This window comes from Vibrio splendidus (assembly GCF_024347615.1).
GTDB lineage: Bacteria > Pseudomonadota > Gammaproteobacteria > Enterobacterales > Vibrionaceae > Vibrio > Vibrio splendidus.
Genome location: NZ_AP025509.1, coordinates 1282643 through 1308957, shown reverse-complemented (window position 1 = coordinate 1308957; position 26315 = coordinate 1282643). Strand labels below are relative to the sequence as shown.

Annotated in this window: 17 protein-coding genes; 6 read left to right on the top strand and 11 right to left on the bottom strand. The window is 45.4% G+C overall.

Features of this window, described 5'->3' with window-relative positions; translation table 11 throughout:
- Nucleotides 1-142: 142 nt before the first annotated feature.
- The 3 genes from OCU90_RS22965 to glgX form a co-directional block, all read right to left on the bottom strand.
- Nucleotides 143-865 (bottom strand): tRNA (adenine(22)-N(1))-methyltransferase, encoded by a 723-nt coding sequence (locus OCU90_RS22965; RefSeq protein WP_017086583.1) that lies wholly within the window; start codon nt 863-865, stop codon nt 143-145.
- A gap of 128 nt (nt 866-993) precedes the next feature.
- Nucleotides 994-2736 carry a sensor domain-containing diguanylate cyclase gene (locus OCU90_RS22960; RefSeq protein ID WP_061022254.1) on the bottom strand — a complete coding sequence of 581 codons (1743 nt, stop codon included), beginning with the start codon at nt 2734-2736 and terminating at the stop codon, nt 994-996.
- Between the two features lie 258 nt (nt 2737-2994).
- Nucleotides 2995-4968: a glycogen debranching protein GlgX gene (glgX, locus tag OCU90_RS22955; protein ID WP_061022251.1), complete on the bottom strand. Its 1974-nt coding sequence runs from the start codon at nt 4966-4968 to the stop codon at nt 2995-2997.
- 434 nt (nt 4969-5402) lie between these two features.
- Between glgX and lamB the strand changes: the two genes are divergently transcribed.
- Nucleotides 5403-6626, top strand: a complete 1224-nt coding sequence (gene lamB / locus OCU90_RS22950) for a maltoporin LamB (RefSeq protein WP_061022249.1) — start codon at nt 5403-5405, stop codon at nt 6624-6626.
- Between the two features lie 163 nt (nt 6627-6789).
- A complete protein-coding gene (locus OCU90_RS22945) occupies nt 6790-7617 on the top strand; it encodes a MalM family protein (RefSeq protein ID WP_017081801.1) in 828 nt (275 codons plus the stop codon).
- 542 nt (nt 7618-8159) lie between these two features.
- Here the strand turns inward: OCU90_RS22945 and pulA are convergent.
- Together pulA and OCU90_RS22935 are read right to left on the bottom strand one after the other, a co-directional pair.
- Nucleotides 8160-11801, bottom strand: coding sequence for a pullulanase-type alpha-1,6-glucosidase (gene pulA / locus OCU90_RS22940; RefSeq protein WP_061022323.1), 3642 nt, complete (start codon nt 11799-11801; stop codon nt 8160-8162).
- Nucleotides 11802-12205: 404 nt separating this feature from the next.
- On the bottom strand, nt 12206-13978 hold the full coding sequence (locus OCU90_RS22935; RefSeq protein ID WP_061022247.1) for an alpha-amylase family glycosyl hydrolase: 1773 nt from the start codon (nt 13976-13978) through the stop codon (nt 12206-12208).
- A gap of 157 nt (nt 13979-14135) precedes the next feature.
- Here OCU90_RS22935 and OCU90_RS22930 point away from each other — a divergent pair, with 157 nt between their 5' ends.
- Complete coding sequence (locus tag OCU90_RS22930) at nt 14136-14525, top strand: DUF1294 domain-containing protein (RefSeq protein WP_061022245.1); 390 nt, start codon at nt 14136-14138, stop codon at nt 14523-14525.
- Between the two features lie 56 nt (nt 14526-14581).
- Here OCU90_RS22930 and OCU90_RS22925 read toward each other — a convergent pair whose 3' ends face one another.
- Nucleotides 14582-15166, bottom strand: coding sequence for a LysE family translocator (locus tag OCU90_RS22925; protein ID WP_061022243.1), 585 nt, complete (start codon nt 15164-15166; stop codon nt 14582-14584).
- Between the two features lie 141 nt (nt 15167-15307).
- Here OCU90_RS22925 and OCU90_RS22920 point away from each other — a divergent pair, with 141 nt between their 5' ends.
- Entirely contained in the window at nt 15308-15748 is a 441-nt protein-coding gene (locus OCU90_RS22920) for an Lrp/AsnC family transcriptional regulator (protein ID WP_017090339.1), read from the top strand.
- A 27-nt stretch (nt 15749-15775) separates the two neighbouring features.
- Nucleotides 15776-16705 (top strand): LysR family transcriptional regulator, encoded by a 930-nt coding sequence (locus OCU90_RS22915; RefSeq protein WP_061022240.1) that lies wholly within the window; start codon nt 15776-15778, stop codon nt 16703-16705.
- 142 nt (nt 16706-16847) lie between these two features.
- Here the strand turns inward: OCU90_RS22915 and OCU90_RS22910 are convergent, their stop codons facing one another.
- From OCU90_RS22910 to dsrO, 5 genes are all read right to left on the bottom strand, one after another.
- Nucleotides 16848-17909, bottom strand: a complete 1062-nt coding sequence (locus tag OCU90_RS22910; RefSeq protein WP_061022238.1) for a c-type cytochrome — start codon at nt 17907-17909, stop codon at nt 16848-16850.
- Between the two features lie 9 nt (nt 17910-17918).
- On the bottom strand, nt 17919-18560 hold the full coding sequence (locus OCU90_RS22905; protein ID WP_017064226.1) for a c-type cytochrome: 642 nt from the start codon (nt 18558-18560) through the stop codon (nt 17919-17921).
- A gap of 526 nt (nt 18561-19086) precedes the next feature.
- Nucleotides 19087-22179: a tetrathionate reductase subunit A gene (locus OCU90_RS22900; protein ID WP_061022236.1), complete on the bottom strand. Its 3093-nt coding sequence runs from the start codon at nt 22177-22179 to the stop codon at nt 19087-19089.
- A gap of 14 nt (nt 22180-22193) precedes the next feature.
- Nucleotides 22194-23342, bottom strand: coding sequence for an NrfD/PsrC family molybdoenzyme membrane anchor subunit (gene nrfD, locus OCU90_RS22895; protein WP_061022234.1), 1149 nt, complete (start codon nt 23340-23342; stop codon nt 22194-22196).
- Nucleotides 23339-24175 (bottom strand): sulfate reduction electron transfer complex DsrMKJOP subunit DsrO, encoded by an 837-nt coding sequence (gene dsrO, locus OCU90_RS22890; RefSeq protein WP_061022232.1) that lies wholly within the window; start codon nt 24173-24175, stop codon nt 23339-23341. The genes nrfD and dsrO overlap by 4 nt, the downstream gene beginning before the upstream one ends.
- 257 nt (nt 24176-24432) lie before the next feature.
- On the opposite strand from dsrO, the gene OCU90_RS22885 reads away from it, so the two are divergent.
- The gene (locus OCU90_RS22885; protein WP_061022230.1) at nt 24433-26304 is read left to right on the top strand and encodes a sensor histidine kinase; all 1872 of its coding nucleotides are present in this window, start codon (nt 24433-24435) and stop codon (nt 26302-26304) included.
- Nucleotides 26305-26315 lie beyond the last annotated feature (11 nt).

Here is a 26315-nt window from a genome sequence, read left to right as displayed (position 1 = left end):
TTGATAGCATTAAAAAAGCCGATAGTTCACTGAACTATCGGCTTTTTTATTGAATTGGCTGTATCAGAGGTAAACGATAGAGTTAGTACTTACTATAATCTAGTGGCATTAGAATCAATGCTACATGCAGAACATGTGAGGGCTAAATCGCTTGGTAAGCATTGATGATGTGCTTCACTTGGCTCGGTTTGCCTTGCTTCTCTTGCCCTTGATGGATACGTAAGTAGTGCCGCAATGTTTTGGCTTTGTATTGCTGAGATATCTGTAACTGCTGTTCGCAACTCGGCGCCCAGATCTTGTCACCCACGTTTGATATATCACTAACAGCTTGGTTCTTTTCAGCTTCGCCTTGGTTATTGCTGACCAATAAAATTTCGTAATAACGACGGTTTTCTTCGATCAGTACTTCATCAATAAGACCGAACTTGAGCGCTTTTAAATGGCTTCTTAGCTCGAACTGCTGATGGACTGGGCAAAGCAGAAAATCGATATCTTTGTCTGGATGCTGGCGATGAATGTCGTCGACGAGCTTTTGAGTCAGATCGCCACCCACACCGGCAATAATAACCAGGTGTTTACCAATATGTTTCTGGAGCGGAATAGCGGCGACATCCATGCAGTAAACTTGCCATTGGCTGGTAACCGTTTGTTCGGCTTTATTACTTTGTGGAAAGTAGCGCGCTAGCTTTCCTTCAAGCTCACTCATCAAAGACGGGACAATATCGACAAAGTGAATCTGAGGCGCTTTATTATCCGACAGCAGTTGAACACCCAAAAAGCCATGATCACAGCAACAGTCCCAAATATGCAGGTAGTCATTGCTGACAAGAGAGCGGAGAGTTTGCAGTCGGTTGCTGAGCTTCATAAGATTCGTGTCGTTAGAAAGGGAATATTGTCGTGTCGAAGGCGCATTGTAATGACTTTCTAGAAAAACAAAAGCACCTAGGGTGTGAATCCTAGGTGCTTTGTGTGCACATACGAATCTATGGCGTGTTATGAAGCTTGCGCGACAGCCTTTATATGCCCTTCCACTCGGTTCTTTCCGAGCTGCTGAGCGATGAGTTTCGCCTGTTCTGCAAGCGCTAAAGCCGAATCTGTTTCACCTTCTATTTGCGAGAATCCGACGCTGACACCTAATGATAACGTGATATCTGGCGCGGCAATGGCTTGCTCACTAACTTCAATTCGACATTGGTCTAGCTGGAATTTGGCATCCTTTACATCATTTGCTTTGAACAATACAGCGAACTCCTTGCCTCCAATACGTGCAAGACAAAGCCCTTTAGGCTTAGGGAAGTATGAGCGTATCGCTTCTGCAGTCAGCTTGATCATCTTGTCACCAACCGCTTCACCATAGGCGCGATTAACGTGGTCAAAGTTATCGATGTCGAGCAGAGCAACATAGGTATCTGGCTCGTCGGCGTAGTTTTCCAATGCGATATTGAAACTGCTTTTGTTGTCCAACTGAGTCATCAGGTCTTTACTGCTCAATTGATGGTGGAGCAGTAAATTAGACAGCGAGACCTCGGTGTAATCTCTGATCATACGCAGAATACTCTGGCTGATCGGTAAGTTCGCGTTCACATAAAGTACTGCGACCAACTGTTTGCGAGAGTACAAAGGAATGCAGTAGTGACGTTGGTATATTTTGAGTTTACATGCCAGAGGATCGGCGTACTTACCACTTCGATAAGCCATGGTGTCTGGTGTAAATCGTTCTGCAAGGGCTTTGTCACAATGTACCGTTGATTTGTTTCCGTGATAGTCGATGGTACTGAATGCGTGGTTTTCAGGCTGATAGAGACAGAATTGAATCCCTTTTTGGTAAGTAAAGCTATCCAGTATGGATTTCAACTCTCGCTTAAAGCTTACGAGGTCATCGACCTTATTCAGTTGAGATAAAGATACGTTCAAGCGATAAGACAAATAGTTTGCCCCAACCCACAAAAGAATCAGAGAACCAAGTACGACACCAGTTAATGTGAATTGATATGAGCTGGTTAGGATATCGTGACGATCAGTACCTGCGATGAACACCCAGTTCAAGCTGTTGTCAGCATCGAATACCGATATTTTGAAGTTATCTTGATAGTAGTATTCGTGTTTACCGACGGTTTCGCCTTGTGAGAGTTGGTGGCTTATTCCAGCGTGGTAGCTGATAGATTTAGAGCCGATACGTTTCGGATTAGGGTGAAAGACAAGTCGTTCTGTTGCTCGATCAACCACAAACACATAGCCGTGATTAAGCGTTTTTAAGTCTCTTAACCCTTGGGTTGTGTGCAATAGATCAAACTCAATCCATATCTCTTCGTTCAATCTTTCCGCTGTATGTTTTACCGCGAATACCCAACGACCATCGGGCTTTTGATAAATAGAAGAGATATAAAAATCCTCCACAACACTGTCTATTGGGTTCCATTTGATGGAGCCAACTTGTTCGTTGGAAAGAGGTAAGCCACGACTTGATATATATTGTTGGGTTTGAGGTTGGTATCGAACGATATCAGAGAAGTTAGGTGTTCTTTTTAGAATGTTATCACTCAGTTCTCTGAATTTTCGGTCACCGATTGGAGCCGTTTGAGGTAAGCCTAGACTGGTTTCTAAAAAATAGAGCTTGCCAAATGTGGCTTCGATGTTGGAACGAATCGTGGAGCTTGCGATTCGAATATTTGATGATGATTGTTCGGTTGCTGCTGTTTCTACTTTTTCAAGCTGAGCGACAGCAAGATAGAGCATCCCTCCAGTTAATAAAATAATGTATGGTTTAAAAAGCCGAATTAATGTTTTAGGTAAAGCCATGATATCCAAAGACGTTATAGATTCATTTTTATAGTACGGCCATACTAAACAGTTTTCGTAATCACATCAATGCAAATGATTCCATATAAATGAATGATTTCTGTGATATTCGGCTAACAAAAAAGCCAGTTATAAACATAACTGGCTCTTATGGTTTCTGGTGATTTATTAAGCTAACTTAGCTTTTAACTTAACTTAACTTAAATCAGTCTTGTCTGGCGAATAGTGCAGAATCGCCATTGAAGCTGGAGATAACAGCATTTCACCTTCAGCATGACCTGGTTTTACATTTCGTAGGTTCGTATCGCAAATAGTTACCCAGTTTTGATCACGGTCACTAGGTAAAGAAAAACGCGCCGGTGCGTTGGTTTGGTTGATTAGATAAATCAACTCGTCACCATCTTTACCAATACCTAAATGCAACGCAACCGAGCTTAAACGGTTCCAATCATCATGTTCCATGAGAGTGCCATCGACACGGCTCCAGAAGATGCGGTTAGAGTTACGCTTTTCGCCACTGAATGCCTTAATAAAAGGCACCATGTATTGCTGACGTGCGGAGATCATCTCAGACAGCCAAGTCTTGAAGTAAGTCTTACGCTCTGAATCTTCCCAGTTCAGCCAGCTGGTTACGCCGTCTTGGCAGTAAGCATTGTTGTTACCCTTTTGAGTATGAGATAACACATCAGCCGTCAGAATATGCGGAATACCAAAGGCGAACAGCAGGCTTGCCATGAAGTTACGCTTCTGTTTTTCACGTGTTGCGACGACCAGGAGGTTTTCGGTTTCGCCTTCAACGCCATAGTTTTCAGAGCGATTGTCGCCGTGTCCATCGCGGTTGTTCTCACCATTCTCTTCGTTGTGCTTATGTTTGTAAGAAACAAGGTCCTGCATGGTGAAGCCGTCATGGTAAGTGATGTAGTTGACGGTCAATTTGTACGGCCAATGAGCAGCACTGTAGATATCACGCGATCCCATCAAGCGAGTTGCAAACTCTTTCAGATAGCCTTGATCACCGCGCCAGAAGCTGCGTGTAATGTCTCTGAGCTTGTCGTTACACTCATTCCAACCTAAAGGAAAATTACCGACTTGGTAGCCATTCGGGCCGATGTCCCAAGGTTCTGCAATTAGCTTGGTTTCTTTAAGTACCGGATCTTGAGCAACGGCTTTGAAGAAAGCGGCCTCAGGATTGTAATTATCGCCTTCACGGCCTAGCGTTGCTGCTAAATCAAAGCGGAAACCATCAACTTTAAACTCATTAACCCAATAGCGAAGCGTATCCATCACTAAGTTGAGTGCTGGCTGGTGGGTTAGGTCGACCGTATTACCGCAACCAGTAAAGTTCGCATAATGACAACCATGTTTAATGTAGTAGCGACTATCCAGTGCTTTTAGGTTGAAGGTCGTTCCACCTTCACCGCCTTCTGCTGTGTGGTTGTACACGACGTCGAGAATGACCTCGATGCCATTACGGTGCAGTTCACGAATCGCAGTTTTGAGCTCATTCACGGCGTCCTTTTCGGCGTAGCGTGGGTCAGGCACCATGAATAAGTATGGGTTGTAACCCCAATAGTTCACTTTCCCCATATCTAGTAGGTGAGGCTCATGCATGCACGCAGCAATAGGTAAAAGTTGTAGAGAGTTGATATTTTGCTGTTTGTAGAACGCGAGCATTTCAGGGCTAACTAACCCTAAGTAACGGCCTTTAGTATGGGTCGCGACTTCAGGGTGAAGTTTCGATAGGCCTTTTACATGAGTTTCGAAAAGAACGGTCTCTTCTCGGCTAATACGCGGCTTGTCTACATCTTGCCAGTCGAAAGTGTCATCAATAACGACACATTTCGCCATCGAAAAGCTTTTTTCATTGGTATATGGCGTGGCGTAATCGAGCGGTTCGCTGATTGCTTTAGCGTAAGGGTCTGAAAGTAAGATTGGACCATTTTCAGTTTCAGCAATGAAGCCGTATTTTTGTCCTGCTTTTATTCCGTCGATGAACACATATCCAATATCAGCGTATTCATTTTCCAATTTATAAGTGGTGAACTCATCGTTCTCGTCAAAGAGAGCGAGGGAAAGGGATTTACAGTCAGGAGAATAAATTGAGAAGTTGCAGCCAGTGTTACCTAGCGTTGCGCCTAGTGGATAAGGGCGAGCGAGCGTTCTAGTCATTGCTTGATTTCTTGTTCGTTTATCGACATCAGTGAACTATAAGTAAAAAGCTTTGTCACAATAAGGTCAAGCAACTTCACAGATTAATTACGGTTAAAAAAATAATTCATCGATGAAGTTCAAATTATATATTTGAACTAGATCGCACTTATATCGAATAATTAGATCTGTGTGCTGTCTACTCCTCCTAGATTAAGTGATCTACCTCTTTAAAACACCGTTCTGTATATTTTCTACTCCCCTCTAGTCCCCCTTAATTAACTTAGGGGTGGAGGAAGTCAAACTTGTCATCCCCTCTTAATATTGACTCCGTTGAAACGAATCAGGGGCAACCCTAAACCTCTCTATCTTACGTCCGCCATTACTGCCTTTGGTTGTCGCAAGAGAGCAAAAATATAAAAACCTAAAATAAATCGTCCTTAATGGAGTTAAGAATGAAAAAAGTAAGTTTGATTGCTGCTGCAGTGGCAACTACATTAGCTGCTGGCTCTGCGTTCGCTGTAGATTTTAATGGTTACATGCGTGCTGGTACTGGTATTAGCGGTAACGGTAACGGTGATGTATCAGTAAATAAAAACGGTATTGGTCGTCTAGGTAACGAAAACGATAACTATTCTGAGTTTGGTTTAGCTGAAGAGCTGAAAACTGGTGAGCAAACGTGGCGCGTTGAGTCAATGATTGCTTCTGGTGCTCCTGGCGCAAATGGTTGGGAAGATTCTGACTTTAACGTTGCTCAGTTTGCTGTTAAAGCGAAAGGCGTTCTATCTTTTGACCAAGAAGCGACTCTTTGGGCTGGTAAAACATACTACCAACGTAAAGACATCCACATCACTGACTTCTACTACCTAAATACATCAGGTACTGGTGGTGGTGTTGAAAACATCTCTATTGGTGACCAAAAACTTTCTGTAGCGCTTATTCAAGATGGTGACACTGACGATTCAACGGGTTACATCTTTGATGCTCGTCTAGCGAACATTGGCCTATGGCAAGATGCTTCTCTAGAATTTGCACTAGCATACAACTTCGCAACTGATTCAGATGACGCAAGTGAGTCTGCTGATGATGGTCTACTAGCATCTGCGATTTTACACCAAGGAACGAGCAACGGCTTCCACCAAACTGTACTTCAATACGGTACTAATGGTTACGGCGTACAAGCTGCAAACTTCTGGGGTTCAGGTTCTTACTACTCTCGTGGTACTGAAGCATTCAACGAAGCATCTGGTTTCCGTCTAATTAACTGGGGTGTAATGAACCTTGGCGAATCTTGGGAAATGGGTCACCAACTAGCTTACCTAGCGGGTAGCGATATCGGTGGTGCTGACAAAGATGGTAACTACACAAACAAAACTTTCGATATCGACCAGTATTCTGCTGTAGTTCGTCCAATGTACAAGTGGAACGACACTATGCGTACAGTATTTGAAGCTGGTTACAACGCTGGTGAGCGTATTGCTGACGGCGGTCTAGCAACAGAAGACTTCGGTAACGCTAAATTCACAGTAGCTCAAGCTTGGGCTATGGGTGACAGCTTCTGGGCTCGTCCTGAAATCCGTGTTTACGGTTCTTACATCCTAGATACTGAAAATAAAGAAGCATTCAACGGTGACGATACTGAATACGTGTTCGGTATCCAAGCTGAAGCTTGGTGGTAAGCCACTTAGCTTAAATCCTAAACTGTCCTAATTCATAGCCGGCTTGCGTCGGCTATTTTTTTAAGGAATGTACGATTAAGTTGATCGTTCCCTAGGTGAATAGTTCTCTTTGTGGTAATTAAAGTTAGTAAATTTCTTAAAAAAATAACAAAAAGGAAGGGTTATGTATTTTAAAGCTCTTATGCTAAGTGGCTGTGTTGCGTTAGCCGGTTGTCAATCTGCGCAAGTAGTCGAGCAAGTGCAAGTTGCGCAAGCTGAACAAGTTAACTCTATTGCTGGTCTTCAATTTGCTTCAATGAAGCTGCCAAGCTCAGCAATTTTTGATGTAACACCAGATAGTCAAATATTAAATTACCAAGGCATCAACAGCCCTGTGGTCGCGATAGAGCTCCCTGCAGACCGTGGTGAGTATTCTATTAAGATCACGAGCATGATCGGCGATACAGCATTTGTACCAAATGCCGTCATTTACGATAAAAATGGTCGTGAGCTAGAGCGTTATGGTAAAGAGAGTTTCGAATACGCGAAACCAAGATTGCACTTGGGAAATCGCTTAGTTGCTGACAACGATTTTTACCCACCGACGACGTCTGAATCGGTTTATTTAGTTATCTATACCGAGCAGCAAGATCTGGATGGTTTTACTGATGTCATTCATCCTGCTCGTTTAGATGCAGAAGGCCGCGGTAACTACTTGCCAGAAATGGAAGATATCCCAGTTCCGAACGCAAACGTAGGTAAGATTGAAGTGACTCTTGATAGAGTAAGTTTCTTCTCGTTTGGTTCTAGCAGTGATTCTAACGCTAAGCCAGCGGCGGCAGCGAAGCTTGATACCATTCAACCAGAGACGCAAACTTACTACCATAATGCAATTCAAACGGCAGTAAGTGAAGATAATATTCCGAAAGCTCTGAGCTTATTAGATGAAGCAAAAGCACTCGGTATTGAAGGCGCACAAGAAGTATTTGTAAAAGCCGTCAATAAAAAATAATCAAACGGTTTGTATATACTGAATGATATGAAAAGAAGGGCTCCTAGTTAGGGGCCTTTTTATTGTTTGTGATAAGTGAAAAGGAATATTTATATTCACTCAACACTGGGTCTTAAATAACCACTGACTTACACCTAATAATTAATGGCTAATATAAATGGACGTTAATGGTCGTTTATGGTTTTGATATTACTAATTGCCAACTAAAACACTTTCGTCTATTTTACTCTTCTCACACAACTGAATACGAGCTCTATTGTCGAATCGCCATTTCATTTATCAACCTAAATCTAAACTCGGATTCCTAAATTTCACATACACTTAAACTAGACGCTCACACTGAGTCGTTATGCTTTCTACTAAGAACTAAGGTGGCTCGTCTATCACTTAACACTGAGTATTTACCGATGAGAAGCAAAGCAATGGTGTGGTGCATTGGGATTGGAGTTTATTGAGGATAAAAAAAGGGAGACTGACGTCTCCCAAAAGGCTAGCTTGCGCTGGTTTTATTATCTGTTTATTAGAATCATAAGCTTTAAGGCTTAATTCTTGGTTACTGAAACGACCGCTTTTTCTACATTGTCATCTAACTCATAAATCGCATTCAGAATGAATGTGTAGTTGCCAGCTTCTGTTACGCTCAATTGGCAGTTACCATCAGTTCCAAGATTGATAGAGCCATCTGCAAGTTCAGCGGACTTACAACCGATATCAATGGTTTCCCAGGTAGAACTCCCAAATTTGAATTCATAACTATTAGGATCTAAAGTTGCTGTTAAAGAATAAACTCCGTTACTAACAAAGCTCATCGCCCAATCATCAGTTGCGCCCCATTCATTCATGTTACCTCTAACGTAAACCGTTGTTTGCCCGTATGGCGGAATGCTAGATACATCTTTATCTGAGTTATCGACTGGCAGACCGACACCTTGCGCATCGCCTTGAGCCTGTACAAATACTGCTGTGGTTAATGCAGGTACAGTGAACGTTTCAGCGGCAAAGCTTGCGCCTTTGACTGTGTCATCAGCTGAGCTCTGTTGAACGGTATGAAGAGTAAACCCCGTCGCTCCTGTGATTTTGAATGATTGAGATTCATCGGTAGAGTTTACAACCGCGACAATCGCATCGTTCGCTGGATCGAGGTCTGTACCTGCGGATGCACCATCATCGATAGACATCACGATTAGGCCTTCGACTTGATCCTCACCAACATTGCGGAAGTCGACACGCTTCATGACTTCGTCTGCTGTGTCTAAGCGGAACAGTTCGCTTGAGCTACGGATTTTTAATAGCTCTAGGAATTGCTGCTTAGTCAGCTCAATGTCGTCTGCGTCTGGTTTAGCCGTGCTGTCAGCTATGATAGTTTTGATCAAATCCCAGTTAGCACCATCTTTGTCTTCACGTGGTAAGCCAACATTCCAGTTATTGTTAGTACCGTCAAACATGACGCGGTTGTACCAATCACCAGAGTCGTAAGAATCGCGCTGCATAGACTTAGAACGAAGTAGTTCAGAACCCATATGGATGAATGGTATGCCTTGGCCTAACATCACGGTAGAAAGCGATACCGACTGCATGCGAGCACGCTCTGCAGAACTAGTACCTGCAGCGATCTTGTAAGCGTTGTTGTCCCAAAGCGTTTGGTTATCGTGTTTTGAAACGTAAGAGATGTTCTCTGAAGGCATTTTGGTGTAGCCAGCGGGCGCACCGTTGTAATCGACGTTTTTACCCAGTTTGGTGTCGCCTTTGTAATCAATCAACACGTATTCTGCGAGGTTACCTGCCATGCCTAAACGAACAAGATCTTGGTTGTGTAAGCGACCGTTGATTGAATCTTGATCAACTTTGGTCTCTTCGTTGGCAATCGCTGCGTTACCAAAGCCTTGGTTAAAGCGAAGTGGGTGGTTGCCTTCTGAATCGACGCCACCATCAAACGGGCTACCGCCACGTACGGCGTCACGCAGACGGTCCGAGAAGGTACCGATCTCAGTGCCTGCCATGTTGATTTGGTTCGCTTGATCGAAGCGTGCGTTATCCGCTACTTCACCGAAATCCCAACCTTCACCGTAGAACAGTGTGTTCTCGTCGATTTTACGAACTTCAGCAAGAGCTTCTACCATCACGTCTTTTGGCTGGTGGCCCATTAAGTCAAATCGGAAACCATCCACTTTATAGTCGTCAGCCCATACCTTAAGTGAATCGACCATCAATTTACCCATCATTAGGTTTTCAGTTGCAGTGTTGTCACAACAGGTTGAGTTTTCGACGCCACCGGTGTTGACGTTAAGGCGGTGATAGTACCCAGGGACAATCTTATCCAGCACTGACTTATCGTTCACGCCAGACGCATTGGTATGGTTGTATACAACGTCCATGATCAGCTTAAGATCCATGTCGTGCGTTGCTTTCACCATTTGACGGAACTCTAGAATACGCTTAGAACCATTAGGATCTGTCGCGTAGCTGCCCTCTGGAACCGTGTAATGGAATGGGTCGTAGCCCCAGTTGAAGCTGTCGAGCATACGCAGGTCGTTCATTAGCGCTTGTGCATCGCCTGTTGAAGGATCATAACCATCGAGTACTTCTTCGATGACTTTGTTTTCGTCTTCGTTTCCACATAAGGCGGCAGTCGGTTTTACATCACATAGCTTACCAACGGTGTCAGTAATATCGACACGGCTCGCTTCATCTTCATCGACGGTAGCGATATCGAATGCCGGTAAGATATGTAGTGTCGTTAAGCCCGCATCTTTCAATTCTTGAAGGTGTTTAACCGACTCACGATCTGCTTCTGTGAGAGCGAGGTACTTGCCGTTTAGGCTCTTTGTGCCGAGCTTATCGCTGAAGCTAAAATCACGAAGATGTGACTCGTAGAGTACGTGGTCTTCGTCTTTCTCTACGGTTGGGCGTTTATATCCAACCCAACCTTCAGGCATTAATGCTGAATCATCAAGATCGATGACTTGAGAGTATGCAGAGTTTTTCGATAAGCTGAGTGAGTAAGGGTCGGTTACTAAGCGAGTCTCAATGTTGCCTGTGGTTGGGTGGTAAACCTTCACTTGGTAGCGATAGTAACTGTTGACAGCGTTAGGTACCGCGTCAGTCGCCCAAATACCCGTCTCAGTGCTTTCTTTCATTGGAAAAACTTGTGAGCTTTTCAGGTCTTCGCTGTAAAGAACGAGCTCTACATCTTGCGCTGTTGGTGCCCAAAGCTTGAAGGTAGCCGCACTGCCTTCAACAATCGCGCCTAATTCTTCAGCCATTGCATTACCAGCATCTTCGCTAGCAAATACCGCATCAAGCACACCAGGTTTTTGAACCTCAGTTGAAGAGATAACATCGCCACTGGCATTGTAGGCAACAAAAATTATCTGAGATTTTAAAATAGTGCGAAGTGTGCTGTCGTCAACATCGATAGCCAGGGCTGGTAAGCTTGCAAGGTGGCGGAAACGCTCTTTCAATTCAGAGGACAGCTCCCCGTCTTTGCTTAGTTCAATTGCAGTGCCGCCGACAATTTCTTTGTCGTCGTTCATCGTGATGCTGTTATCTAACGCATAGAAGAGTTTTACAGAATCGGCATTACTAGCTGCTTCCCAAGCGATGGTGGTTGCATCTAACCAATGTGCTTTTTGGCCATCAATATTGACTGGTCTTTCTGAGATTGGGTCGTAGTACAACTCGCTGCTGCCATGAAATCCGAATACACCTTGCGAATCACCAAGCTTGGTTAACTCGACTTTCGAATTGGCACTACCAAACGCTTTTTCGTCGCCATTGTGTAAGATGAAGTTCATGCATTTATGCGGGTCAGAAGCATCAGGATCGACTTTCAACACATAGTAGGCACCGTAGGTATCGCTGATACCATCAAATTCGTAAGGTGCTTCCCAGTTAGTACCCGTTTCACTTAACCCCATGGCTACTAAGTCTGTGCTGGTACAGCCTTCGCCATTCCAAAGGTGCAATCCCCAGCCATCATAGGTCGAGCTAGACGTGCTAGCAGCCGCGACATCACGTTTGTAGTAAACAACGACTTCGTTTTCGCCAGCTTTGTATAAACCACTGTTGCCAGCATCCGTGTCGCTGTCGTTATCACTACCACAGCCTGTGATAAGGGTGGCGGTGAAGAGAGGTAGAATCGCTTTGGCTAGCGTTGATCGTTTGAAGCTTCTCTTTTTTGTAATGTTGAAGGTGCGTTGTAGAGTGATGTTCTTATTAATATTTATGTTGTTCACGTTTGATATCCATATTTCACTTTTTATGAAGATGAATATCCTAGTCCGAATGATGGCCAACTATTTGTGATGGCTATATGTAAAGTTATTTTTAATACGTAAAAATAGGAAACCTAGTGTCAGTATCACGCTTTGTATTTGGTTTAAGTGAAATTAATTGGATCAATAGCTCATATGTTCGATATTAATAACCCAAGGCGTAGAAGCTAGGAGTAGATAATAAGGATGAGATCTCATCCTTATTAATGTGAGGAAGATATCGAATTGAGGTGAAGTTAATTTAATGCGGGAATTAAGTTATTTATCAATTGATTGAAACTCAGATTATTTGGAAATTAATAATGATAAATATCCTATTCAGATAAGGGAAATACCCAAACCAACGAAGCCAGTGGCTTTAGTTCAAGACTAAAACTGCCAATACTTTTCTCAACGTTTAATACCTGTTGTTGAATGCCTTCAATATGTTCATCTAGCAAGTAATTGCCATCAGCGATTGTGAGCGTTTGTATAAGATCATTTGGAACCGTTAAGTGAATATTCTCTGTGACATGTTGGCTGAAATTCGCAGCAACTATTGTCACCTCTTGGTCGTCATAGCGCAGAAATGTGTAAACCGAATCACTCTGATTATTGCTTTTATGTAAGTCTCGATATTCACCAGTCATTGAAGAGTGCTCAAGCGAAAAGTTCATTACCTTCTGATAGAAGTGACGTAGTTGCTTTTCGTTGTCGTTTAATAATCCGGCATCGAATGCACCGTGATTCATCCATTTTTGGTGTTGTGGGACTCCGACGTAATCGAATATAGAGGTACGAGAGGGCTGTCCAAACCCTGCGTTTTCCGCTCCAGGTTCACCAACTTCTTGTCCAAAATAGATCATGGTTGGTGAACTGCTCAATAACGCACTGACTAGCATTGCAGGTTTCGCGATATTTGGATTGCCAACAAACTCGGGAGAAGCGACGCGTTGCTCATCGTGATTGTCCAAGAAGTGCAGCATGTGGTGTTCAATATCCATCATCTGATGTTGGATTTCGGGGATGATAGCCGTTGAAGCCTTGCCTTGCATGATGTCTTTGAGGCCATCGTATAGATCAACCTTGTCATAGAGGTAGTCCATTTTTCCTAAGTGGATATAGTCGCGATATAAGTCCGGTTGGTACACCTCAGCCATTAAAAAGGCATCTTGGTTTTTCATCTTTATAGATGAATTAAGGTAACTCCAGAACTCAACAGGCACCATCTCAGCCATGTCGTAGCGGAACCCATCAACACCTTTTTCTAACCAAAACAATGTTATATCTCGAAATTTCACCCAAGAGCTAGGCACAGCAGCCGATTCCCAGAAATGATGATGCTCTCGGTAATCTCGCTGGGCATAGTCACTCGGTAGTTCAGGGAAGTCTTTTGAACCGTCTGGTCGCACGCCATAATTGATTTTCGCCGTTTCATACCAATCATCGAAACTAGGCTTGGCTAAACGTGAGCCGTTACCCGTCCATTTGGCGGGCGTCTCTATAAACGGGGAGCTTAGGTTAGGGTGCTGTTCACCACCAAGCGGCGTAAAGGCGGGCTCGATATCTGGCAGTTCAAAAGTGCTGTTGGGGATGTAGTAAAAGTTATTGTTTCTGTGGTATTCCAGCGTTGTGTCATCTTGAGCGCCGAAGTCACTGACGCCTTGTGGGTTGTTTAAGCCTTGATAATGACGCGCAACGTGATTCGGTACGATATCGATGATCACTTTTAAACCGTTGTCGTGGCTTCTTTTTATCAATGCCTCAAACTCTTCTAACCGATGGTCAGGATTATTGGCGAGGTCCGGATTGACGGAGTAGTAATCTTTAATTGCATAAGGGGAGCCTGCTCGGCCTTTTACCACGCTTGGGTGATCGTCTGAAATACCTATGTGTTTGTAATCATTGATGACGGCGTGATGCGGCACTCCTGTATACCAAATATGAGTCATTCCGAGCTTTTGAATTTCAGACAGCGCTTTATCGGTAAAATCACTGAACTTACCGACGCCATTTTGTTCGATTGTGCCCCATGGAACATGTTGGGTGTTCTTATTACCAAATAAACGCGTAAAAACTTGGTAGATGGCGTACTTTTGGTTGTACATATTTATAATTCCTTTAACTTCCATCATGTTATGTAGGGATGAATGGGCTTGTTTATTCTTTGCAGGCTAACCGAATTACAATATGCCTTACTCATCCTTATCAAAATCTACAGGGCGTAATTGCTACAGTATGTGAGCTGTTACCCAAAAGGAGTTGATGTTGTCTTCATCTATTCAAATCGTTATCACTTATCTTGTTCTGGTAGCGGTATCTGTGTTGTTTGCGGAAAGTTCTAAAGCGCTGTTGGTGTGGTATTTGGTTATCGGTGTGGTGACGTTTTTTGTGTATGCGAAGGACAAGCGAGCAGCGATCAATGGCAATTGGCGTGTGCCAGAGAAAACCCTGCATACTTTTTCTGTTGCTGGTGGTTGGTTAGGGGCGTTGATCGCTCAAGATAAGCTGCGTCATAAAACGCAAAAGCAGCCGTTCAGATCTATCTATTGGCTGACAGTGGCAATGAATGTAGCGGCGTTTGTGTGGACGCTAACCCCAAGCGGGCAGGCAATTTTTGGTCGTTGGCTTAGCGAGATTATTGGGTATCTTTAACGAGAATGATGGCTAGTAGTCGTGCACTAACCATCTCAATATAGGACGTTATTTGATTAGAGCATCGGAATTGTCGATGCGAGCAGCAAGCCTGCCATACCGTAGTTGAAGCTTTTGATGCGGATGGGTGTTGTTAACCAGTGTTGCAGTTGCTTGCCTGCCGCTGTCCAGAAGGTCACGGATGGCAAGTTGGCTAGCGTGAAGATACCTGCGATGATCGCAAGCTCCCACCATGAACTGCCGCTGCTATAGACTGAAATCGCCGTCAGCGCCATCGACCAACCTTTAGGGTTCACCCACTGAAAACTTGCCGCGCCGATGAAGGTCATTGGTTTAAAAGCTTCAGTACTTTTCGCTTTGCCGCTCAGTGCTATCTTGATTGCAAGGTACACGAGGTAAGCAAGGCTTAGGTATTTCAAAATTTGGTGAGTAACCGGATAAGCGTTGAAAATGCCCATTAAACCGAAGCCAACTAACAGCAACATGGCTGCGAACCCTAGAGCAATCCCAAGCATGTGCGGAATAGTACGGGCAAAGCCAACATTTGCTCCTGATGTCATGAGCATGATGTTATTTGGACCTGGTGTGAAGGTCGAGACAAACGCAAACAAGGCAAGTGCGCTAAGTTGTTCTAAAGGCATTATGGTTCTCCAGCAGTAAAATGAACGAAGTGACTGACCGGTCATGACTTTCACGTGTTGAGAAACATAGTAGGTGGAAAGTGAGGCAATTATGTGCTTTTATTTCCTCTATTATCACTAAATGCACAATAATAAGTACTTATGGATAGATTTGACGAAAGGATATTGCAAGAGCTTAAATTGGACGGCAGAATCTCCAACATTGAGCTGTCAGAGCGGATTGGCTTGTCGGCTTCTGCGACCTTAAGACGCGTCCAGGATCTTGAGCGTAAAGGGGTCATTCAAGGTTACCGAGCGGTTCTGGATAATGGGCTGATGGGGGTCGGTTTTATTGCTTATGTTTCGATTGGTTTATCGAGCCACAGCAAAGCGGCTCAGCTGGAGTTTGAACAGCACGTCAGTATGGAAAAAGAGGTAGTGGAGTGTCACAACATTACCGGTGCCAACGAATACTTGCTAAGGGTAGAAACCAAAGATCTACCGGGCTATAAGAAGTTTCATGCCGATGTGCTTGGGGAATGTGCTCAGGTGCAATCGATTACGACTATGGTTGTGATGGATACACCCAAAGACGAACGCTAGTCGAGTTTTTATTTCAGGAGAGGCGCAGTGCCAAATACCAATCAGTTGTTATTGTTCTTAGATGTGGTTCAACAAGGGTCGTTTACCAAAGCGGCAACTTTGCATGACATGGACAACTCATCGCTCTCTAAACAGATCAAAAAGCTTGAGCAAGATTTAGGTGTTCAGCTGCTGAACCGCTCTACACGCTCGTTTTCGTTGACGTCGGCCGGGGAAGATATTCTCGCACAAACCTATGTGCTGAAAGACACCATCAATCAGATCCAAGGCATTGCAGATTCATACCAGTCAGAGCCTAAAGGCGTTCTGCGAATTACCTCACCGATCTATTTTGGGCAGCAATATCTGCAACCTATCATCACTCAGTTCATGAGAAAGTACCCTGATGTTCAGATCGTACTTTCCTTAGACGATAAGATCGCCAATATCATTGCCGGGCAGTTTGATATCGCGTTTCGCTTCAGTAAGCTTGTTGAATCGAACTTGATTGCCAAGAAGATTGCCGACAGTAATTTTATGTTGGTCGCGTCAAACGATTTTGTTAAGGAGCATGGTGAGCCTAAGACGCCACAAGATCTGCTCGCGCTACCTGCCGTGATTTATACCAATGGTGATATGACGGTCGACCATCTGCGCATTAGTGAAGAGCCGGGAGGTAATACCTTCCAGAGCTTAACGATTCGTGGCAACTACAAGGTCAGTGATGTTCGTACTATGGTGTCTTGTGTGAAAGATGGCCTAGGATATGGCTTCCTTGATCAATCAAACCTGTATGCCTCAATGAAAGAGCTTGGCTTGGTGACTTTGCTTCCGGATTATCCGATCTCTACGATTGATACTGCAATCTACGCTGTGTATCCGCACCGTAAACAGACCAAACTGGTCAAAGAGTTCATCACTACGGTTCAAGACTATATCGGCTCTCCGACGATTTGGGAGAAGATGCAGCAAGATTAGCTGGATCTCTAATCGTTCAAACATAAAAAAGGAGCCAGAACGTCGAACGATCTGGCTCCTTTTTATTCCTCTGGCTATAGCTGATTTACAATGTAAAGCTTAGCTATAGCTGACGTGAAAGGCTCTTGTGCACTAATGTCTATCAATGCTCATGAATCACTTTTTTACCACTTGGGTAGGCTTTTGAACCCAGTACATTACCGTCGACTTCTTTGCCATAATAACCTTGGTGGTTGTGGTAACGCTTAGCATTACCTGCAACATCACCCTTGTATCGTGGGTCTTGTGGGCGTTCATGACTATTCACAAACGCAGCCACATCCCATGCATCTTGAATCGAAAGTTGCTGGCTCTTTCCAAGCGGCATGTTTTCGTAGATGAAGTAGGCTGCTGTATTTACACGGTGCATACCTGCGCCCCAGTTGAACGAGTTCTCGCCCCAAAGAGGTGGTAGGTATGAGCGACCATCCGCCCCTTTAATGCCTTCGCCATTTTGACCATGACAGGTTTGGCAGCTGGTTTGGTAAACCTTTTCACCACGAGCGATTGACGGCTCTTGTTCAGGGTTTGCAATCTTAGGGTAGCCACGACCGGCAAGCTTACTGCGTTCATCGATTGGGTATTTGCTTAACAGCTCTTCAGGAAGAGGGAAGCTTTCAGCTTTACCACCAACTTGTAAATCAGCATCGCTGATCTCAGGGACAGGCGTGTCTTGCATGCCGTTCTTATCTAGGATTCCACCCATCGCCAGCCAGTATGAATAAGCCGTTAGTGCGACCATTTCTTTTGAACCCTCAGCCGGTGGTAGGCCATTCATTGAGTAGGTGAAGCAACCTTGGATACGTTCTGCGTAGCTGTTTACCTTGTCGTTCTTGGAACGATACGCAGGGTAGGCCATGTACGCACCCCAAAGAGGTGCTGCGTTAGGCTTCATGCCCGCTTGCATGTGACAGTTTACACAGTTTTGTTCATTGCCTACGAACGTACCACGCATCTGTTGTGAATCGACAAACAGCGAGTACCCCAATTTTACTTTGTCGCCAAATTCCCCAGCAGGGATATCAACCAAGTCTCGTGGCACCAGATATTTGTTGTCTTGAGGCTTCTCAACGGCTGGCAGTTCGGTTTGGCGATCGGGCAACTCAGCTTCGGCATAAGCGATTCCAGAGGCAAGGGTTGCGGTAATTAAAAGTAATGTTTTCATGCGAGCCCTTTAGTATCGGAAAGAGGCGAAGTAGTAAGACAGGTTTTTGATCTCATCGTCGGTCAACTTGCCTGCGATGTTGCCCATCATGTTCAAATCATCACCCTTACGAGTGCCATTTTTCCAGGCGTTGAGCTGAGTTTGAATGTAGTCGGCATGCTGGCTTGCTAGGCGCGGGAATTTGTCTACGCCCATACCGCTTGGCCCATGACAGGTTGCACAGGCTGGAATGTTTCTATCCCAATCGCCTTGGAATACAAGTTTACGATAGGGGTTATCGATATCAGCCTGTGAGCCGCGCTGCTCTAAATCGGTAAATTCGTATGAAGGCAGTGATGCAAAGTATTCTGCGACCTCACGACGAACAGCGGGATCAGATACACCGTCAGCCATTCCCTTCATGATCGCGCTTTGACGCTCACCACTTGAGAACAGAACCAGTTGATGCTCTAGATAGTCAGCATTGAGCCCTGCAAGCATAGGGGCAATGTTGGGCATGCCTTTACCGTCGGCTTGATGGCAGCCACTACAAGTTTCTGCGGCTTCTGGCATTGGATTGGGTGCTGCTTGTGCAAAAGCGGATAAAGAAAGGCTTCCTAGAGCAGCGATGCAAAGCGTTAGAGTTTGAGTTTTAATTGTCAGCTTAGTCATGAGGCGTCGCTATTGGTTGTAATGCACGCATTTTCGACATAATTGGTTGTTCGCGCTATTGTGGATTTCCACATTAATTCACTTGGAACTTGAGGTGAGTCTCACATTAATAACCTCAGTTACCATAATGGTATTGATGTGAACTTCGATAGGTTGATCCAACTGCCGTTTATGAAATGCAAGGGAACTGCCATGTTCGCCTCGGTATAACTGCTTGTTAAGGCTCTTTTATGGCACCGATTGTATAAGCATAGCTGCTTTATGGAGGCGGGCTAAAAAAGTTGTGGTGAAATGAAGATTACCTAATGGCTTTGGGTTGATTACTCTATCTAGAGCGGATGCTTTATCTAGATTGGGTACTTTATGTAGATTGGACGTTTATCCAAATAGGGTGCTTTTCTAGATCAAGGGGACGAAAAAGCAGAGCAACCTCGAATGACGAAGTTGCCCTGTTGTGTTCTCATCTGCAAATCAGATAAGGAAGTGTTTTGAATCAGTGATTAAGTTATAGCTTGCTGAGTTTAAGCTAGACCTTGTAGATCTTAGCCGGAAGCGCTTGCCTTGCTGCTGCCCCCACAACCCAATCCAACATGACGCCTTTGCCTTCTCTCGTCGGGTCAATCAAGCCTATATCATTGATGTTAACGCCATCGTTCGACTTCATCTTCACTGGTTGTTGTGTGTCACCAATCCAGTGTGCACGCTCACCGAGCTCTTTGTGTCCAAAGCCGTGTTCAAAGCCTAATGTGCCTTGTTTGATGCCATCAATCACCATCGCCAACGCGTGTGTGGTTGAACTCGGTGTTTCAATGGCAAATACGTCACCAGTTTTGATGCCAGCAGAAGAGGCGTCTTGCGGGTGAATGTAAACTGGGTTCACGCCTTTGATCGACTCTAAACGTGGTGACAAGTTAGACACCGCACTGTGAATATTGGACTTGAAGTTAGTTAGCGTAAATGGCCACTCTGTTACTGGGAACTGTTTAGCCAAAGGCGTGCCGTCTGCCAGTTTTTGTGGATACCATGTCGGGCAACCCATGTACTGTTCGCCACTGATGGTGTTGCGAGAGGTACCCAGCTTTTCATTCCAGATAGCCAAAGGTTTGGTCCATTTGTACTTCATAGTTTCATTGGTGTAGGCATTGGTTGCGTCTTCGAAACGACCGCCACGCGCAAAGATATACGCCACTTTGAGCATCTCTTCTGGTTTAAGCGTTTTGTTCATTACAGGTATAAGGCGCTCTAGACCAGACCAAACAATATCTTCCGCGTCTACATTCGGCACACCGCCTTTTGCAAATGCTAAGTTAGCCGCTGAGCGCAGGTAGAAGTCTTCAGCGCTATGAATACCGTGCCAGTTACCTTGGTTGTCTTTGATTACGTTATCGCCAAAGCCACCTAAGCCCAGTGTTTTCGCCAGATCAATAAAGAAGTTCTCTAGGTTGATGGCGCGCCCGTCTTGAGTGCGTGAGGTTTTAGGCTCAACAATCGGCCAACGAGCGGTGATCGCTTTGGTCGCGACGCCATGCCACGGGGTTGCCATGCCCCAGCTTTCGTAGGTCACCGTGTCTGGCACTAGGTAATCCGATAAGGCAGTCGTTTCATTGATGAAGGCATCGATAGACACGATCAAGCCAAGCTGTTTTGGATCCTTAAGCTTTTCACCCAGCAAGTTGTCTAAACCCGGAACACCATAAAGTGGGTTCGCCATGTGGTTGATCCATGCCTTTGCGCGGTAAGGATAGCCATCAATCGCAGCTGATAAGTGCTCGGTTAAAAGCGGCGCTGAGATTGGGTACCACGGCGCGCGAGTCGGGTAAGGTGACTCGCCTGCGGCAACGCGACGTTTGTATTCGCTGGTCTTGTGATACGGGAACTTGCTGCGGGACAAGAACACACCTTGAGGCTTAGTCTTACCCTTGAACTTGGTAAAGTCGTAACGTGGGCCAGCAACGGAAGTTGGGTAGCCGCCCGCTTTCGCCATCGCGCCGCCTTTTGCGTTGATGTTACCGATCAGAGCATTCAGCATCAGAATAGAGAACGAGTTATAGAAGCCGTTGGTGTGCATGTTGCCACCGTGAGTATCCACGACTGCTTTTGTACCGTAGCTGGTGAAGCGTTTTGCCAACGCAATAATCTGGTCTTGTGGGATTTCACACTGCTCACTGTAGTATGCAAGGTCATATTTGAAGGCTTCTTCCTTCAATCTTTGTAGAGAAGACTTAACACGAACAGTCTGACCATCGATTTCTACGTCTTGATCGACGAACAGAGCCGCTTCATTCACCTGAATATGTGATGATAACAGTGACGTTGTCACATTAAGTGCGATAAATCCGTCATCGTCAGACATCGGTTCGCCTGTTTCTAGCAACCCTATATCCGATGCACGAAGCATACGCCCATTTTGTGGGTGCGACTCGTCACTGATCACAAGGTGAGATGCATTACACCAGTGTGTGGTGCCTGCTTTTTGCATCGCTTGTGCGCTTGGGCGAGACAAGAAGTCGTGATTGTATCGTTGGTTCTCGATGATCCATTGGATCATACCCAGAACTAATGCTGAATCGGTGCCCGGTTTGATCGGTAGCCAGTTATTGCGATCGCCCGCCGCAAGGCTTGACGATCCTGCTGGAAGGCTCGGTGTCACTATGGTGTAGCTGAGTTTTCCGTTGGTACGAGCCTCAGCCAGCTGTCTTGCTTGACGCTTAAACGGGTTACCCGCTTGAGCCGGAGACATACCGATGAAAAGAATGAACTCTGCGTTGTTGAAATCTGGTTTTAAGTGCGAGAACTTGTCTAGATCGTTCATGATCGCACCTGAACCCGCACGGAACGCGTAACCACAGTAAGAGCCGTGGTGACCAAAGTTGCGTGTGCCGTAGCTGTTAAATGCAAAGCGCTTCAAGATGTCGTCACGGCCTTCATTACCGGCATTGGTCACAAGCAGTTGGTTGGCTTTTGGTCCGTATTCAGGGTTGTTTGGATCGAGTGGTGTTTCGATGTCACGAATCGATCGTAAGCCCTCAACTTCACCTTCACCGAATAAGTCACCACCCTCGGTGATCTCAGAGATAAGTTGTTCGTAGCTGATTGGTTCCCACTTGCCTTCACCACGCTTACCAACGCGTTTGAGCGGTTGAGTGATTCGGTATGGGCTGTTTTGAATCTCCAACATGCCATTACCACGGGCGCAGGCTGTCGAGCGATTATTGATGCCTGATTCACCAGACAAGCCAATGTAGGCATCTTTTACCGGTGTTTTGAACGGGATCTGCTGATCACTTGATAGCGGGTGGTACGGGTTACCTGAGATACGTAAGATCTCGTCATTGCGATTATCGATACGTACACGCAATCCACACAGTGTCCAGCAACCAAAACACATAGAGGGTGCAACACGTTGGTTTGGATTTGGCGAGATCTTACCTTGCTCATCGACACTGTATTCCGTCTCTAACGAATTACCGTGGTGGATGTGATTGGTTTTCTTACCGGCAGTGCCATCGATAGCACCGTGAACCATGTGTTTTGTGGTTGTCGCATAACCTGCAGCAAAAGCTCCAACACCACCGGCAGCAAGGCCTGTTTTCAAAAATTGACGACGTTTGTTATCCATGATGATTCCTCAGACTACAAGCTATGTGAGCGGTTAAGTGGTGATGATGTGTTTTGGTTTGGCTTAGATGCTGTCTTTGTCGCAGAGCCAGTTGATCTTGACGATCCAGCAGACACGATCTCAGAGGCGAACAACGCAAGTGCTAGCCAAAGGCCACACATACCAACAATGCCGAGTAATCCTGCGCTACCCATCGGCAGTTCATAAGGGAATGCACCCACATCAAAACGGGGAATGGTTTGAACTTCCATCATGGTGACCCAACGTACCGCCCATGCAGAAACTATGGTCGCAAGCGCAACACAGATAATTCCTAGCTTACTTTGCGATAGGCGTTGCAGTGGTAGAACCAAGATCATGCACAGCAAAATGCTGGTGGTCATGATGCCTAAATTGATGCCCCAAGCGTCGTTCTCATACAGGCTGAAGTGACCATGGTTAGATGCCCAAATCGACGTGAGAATGATGGCAAGGCCACCCGTTAAGGTAATGGTTCTTTGTATCAGAGCTAGGTCTGTTGGTTTTAAGCTTGGTTTGCTTGAAGGCAGCAGAGCCCAAATCAACAGCGTTAAACCCGTAGCAGCAAAGAATGCGGTCGTGAACCAAAGTAGTGGAGAAGCCGGTTGATGCCAAAGCGGTCGGCTCGCCAAAATCGCAATCTCGGCACCTGTATAAAGCGCGATGCTTAGGCCCGAAATAGCCGTCACAGCAGCGAGTGCAATCATCAGCTTTGATGATATTTGCCATTTACCTAGCGTCAGCCAAGACAAACGTTTTAGAAATGGGTTTTCACTTTGTTTAAGCTGTGCGATGTCGTCACGCAGGTAAACCCAAGCCGTCGCGACAGCCAGACCAGAGAATAGAGGTAGAAACAAAGAGCCTAATGACATCCATGACCAAGGCGTGATGTGAGCATAGAAATGCCACGCACGTCCGGGTTGATGCAAGTCACCAGTAAGCGCTAATGGCCCAACAATCGCGCCGATTGCCATCACAAGCACAAGGGCTGCACGAAATTGATGACTGGTTGAATTTTTAAATATCAGGGCAATCAAAAACAGAATCGCCGCCGCGTAAGCCGAACCTATGTAGAAGAAATACTGAACCGCCCACGGTAGCCAAGCGATCTCTTGAGCGGGAACTAACACCTCAGTGATATTCATGCTGTCTCTCCTTGTTTGCCTTGTGTCGCGATTGCCAATTCTTGTTTGCTAGAGGATGAGTTATCGATGGCGGCTGGATCATAAATCGCAGGTTGGCCTTCAATGTGGCTAACGAATCGCTCGTTCATGCCGATATAGAAAACATGGGGGTTGGTATTCTGCTCTGGCTTAAGCACCTTGATGTCGTATTGGTTTTCATTGAGCAGACGGTTGATCTCGCTGTTTGGATCTTTAAGGTCGCCAATGACACGCGCGCCACCGACACAGGTTTCTACACAAGCAGGCAGTAAGCCGTCTTCGAGGCGGTGTGCGCAGAAGGTACATTTGTCTGCGGTAAGGGTGTCGTTATTAATGAAACGAGCATCGTAAGGACAAGCTTGAACGCAGTAAGCACAGGCTACGCAGCGTTCGTTGTCGACCATCACTATCCCATCTTCACGCTGGAAGGTCGCTTGAACAGGACAAACCTTGATGCAGGGGGCGTTGTCACAGTGATTACATAGGCGAGGTAACATGAATGATTTCACGTCTTGTTGAGCCGTCGAACCATCATCAAGGGAGACTTCATACTGTTTTACGGTGGTTCTGAACTGGCCAATTGGTGCTTGGTTTTCAACGCTACAGCCAACAGTGCACGCCTGACAGCCAACGCACTTACGTAAATCAATCGCCATGGCGTAGCGTTTGCCTATTTCGCCTTTGCGGTCAGGTTGGTTGTTATTACGAATGGCTGTGCTTGCGACTGCGGTGTTGATTCCGGCAATGGGAATGAGCGCAGCACCAGCGGAAACCTTGCCGAATTGGCTAAGAAACCGTCTTTTCAATGAGTCCATAGAGGTACCTATAAATGGGTATTCGATCTGTTAGGCTCATTGTCAGTTTTTGACCGTTCACGGGGTATTGTGGATTTCCACATACCCAGATCAAAGTTGATCTAGAACAAATGTGGTTTTACCAATCTAGCTGTTATGCTTTGTTTTAGAGGCTTATTTAAGGCGCTCAAGCATGAGCTAAGCGCGAAACACGCCGCTGACATAAAATGAATCGAGAATAAATTGAATAAACAGTCCATTTGGAGAAAGAGATTTCAGTGACAGTCAGAAACCTAATATCAATCGTTGGCCTTTGTTGGTTGAGCTTAACCGCAGGAATCTGTTTAGCCGCTCAATCGGAGCAAGAGATTGCAACGACAAGCACTGTTGAGTCTGAGCAAATCATAGAGGTTGGCGTGTTGGCGACTCGAGGTAAGCTTTCCGCTCAGCAGCGTTGGCAGCCGACAATGGATTGGCTGTCGGAGCGCATTCCCGGAAAATACTTTGTTCTCAAGCCTTTCAACTTGGAAGAGATGGCCGAAGCGGTAAAAGATGTCACTGTTGATTTTGTCATCACCAACCCCGGTCAGGCGGTTCGATTAGGACGCCAGTATGCGCTTTCTTGGATGGCAACCATGACCAGTCATAACTTTGAAGCTCAAGGCACCAGTAATACACGTAGCATTGGTTCTGCCTTGGTGGTGAGAAGAATGTCGCCTTATATCTCTCTCGAACAACTTAGCGGTAAGCCGATTGCGGCAGTATCTGAAAATGCTTTTGGTGGTTACCTCACTATGCGTTACCAAGTGATGCAACAAGGGCTCAACCCCAATCACTTTTTCTCTAATACTCAGTTCTTAGGTTTCCCTATTGATGCTAGCTTGTATCAACTGCGTGAAGGGCACATTGAAGCTGCGGTGGTGCCTGCGTGTTTGGTCGAGAGCATGATCAGCGAAGGTTTGCTGGTGGCGGGTCAATATCGTGTTATCGAGAATCAAGCACCAGAAGGGTTCCGATGTCAGGTGTCTACACCGTTGTATCCTAACTGGTCGTTTGCCAAAACAGAGCGAGCGTCTTCGGCACTGGCGAAACAAATGAGTCAGGTGTTATTTGCTATGCCAAAAAGCAGTGCGCCCGCCATTGCAGCGAATGCATCGGGCTGGACGTCACCGACAAGCCTGCTGTCGATCGATAAGCTATATCAACAACTCGACATGCATCCACTGCAACAACCTTGGTGGAAAGAAGCGTTAATCTGGCTCAAGTACAATCAACAGTGGGCATGGGCGTTCTTTATTCTTGTCGTGTCTCTGAATGCTTACCACTTCTGGCTAGAATACAAATTCAGTCGCAGCAAAAAGCAACTAGAAGCGACGCTGTATAAGCTGAAAAGTAAGAGTGAACAGCTAGAGCACTCACAACGAATCGCGGTAGTTGGTGAACTGGGAAGTAGCTTGGCACACGAGATTAATCAGCCTTTGGCAGCTATTCGGAATTATAGCGAAGGTGGTTTACTGCGGATTTCGAAGAACAAACCGCTGACTGACATAGAGCCTGTATTTGAGAAGATACAGTCTCAAGTGGACCGTGCTGATGCGATCATCCAGCGCCTAAGAAACATGATCAAAAAACGCTCATCAGATAAATCTCAAATTGATATAGAAGTGCTTCTTACAGATACCATCGAGCTACTGCAGTTTAGATTAGAGAAACACAAGATAACCATTGAACGTTATGTTGTGGGTAAACCTATCACGCTATATGTTGACCCTGTCGGATTGCAGCAGGTAGTTGTAAATTTGATCAACAATGCGACTGATGCGTGTAATGCTCAGATGCATCGCGAACAAAGCGCTACGTCTGATATTGGTAACAAAAATAACGAACCATCGACAATTAAAGTGATTACCGAGTATCAACCGGATAAAATGATGCTGTCGGTTATCGATAACGGCACGGGCTTAGATTTTACCGAGCAACAAGTCACTCAAGCCTTTGTGAGCAGCAAAGAAAACGGCTTGGGATTAGGGCTTGCGATTTGCCAAGATGTGATTGAAGACCACAGTGGCAAAATGAGCATTACTTCACTGACTCCTCATGGTTGTCATGTCGCGGTGACACTACCTTCCTCTATTTCAAATGATTCATAAGGAATCTTGTT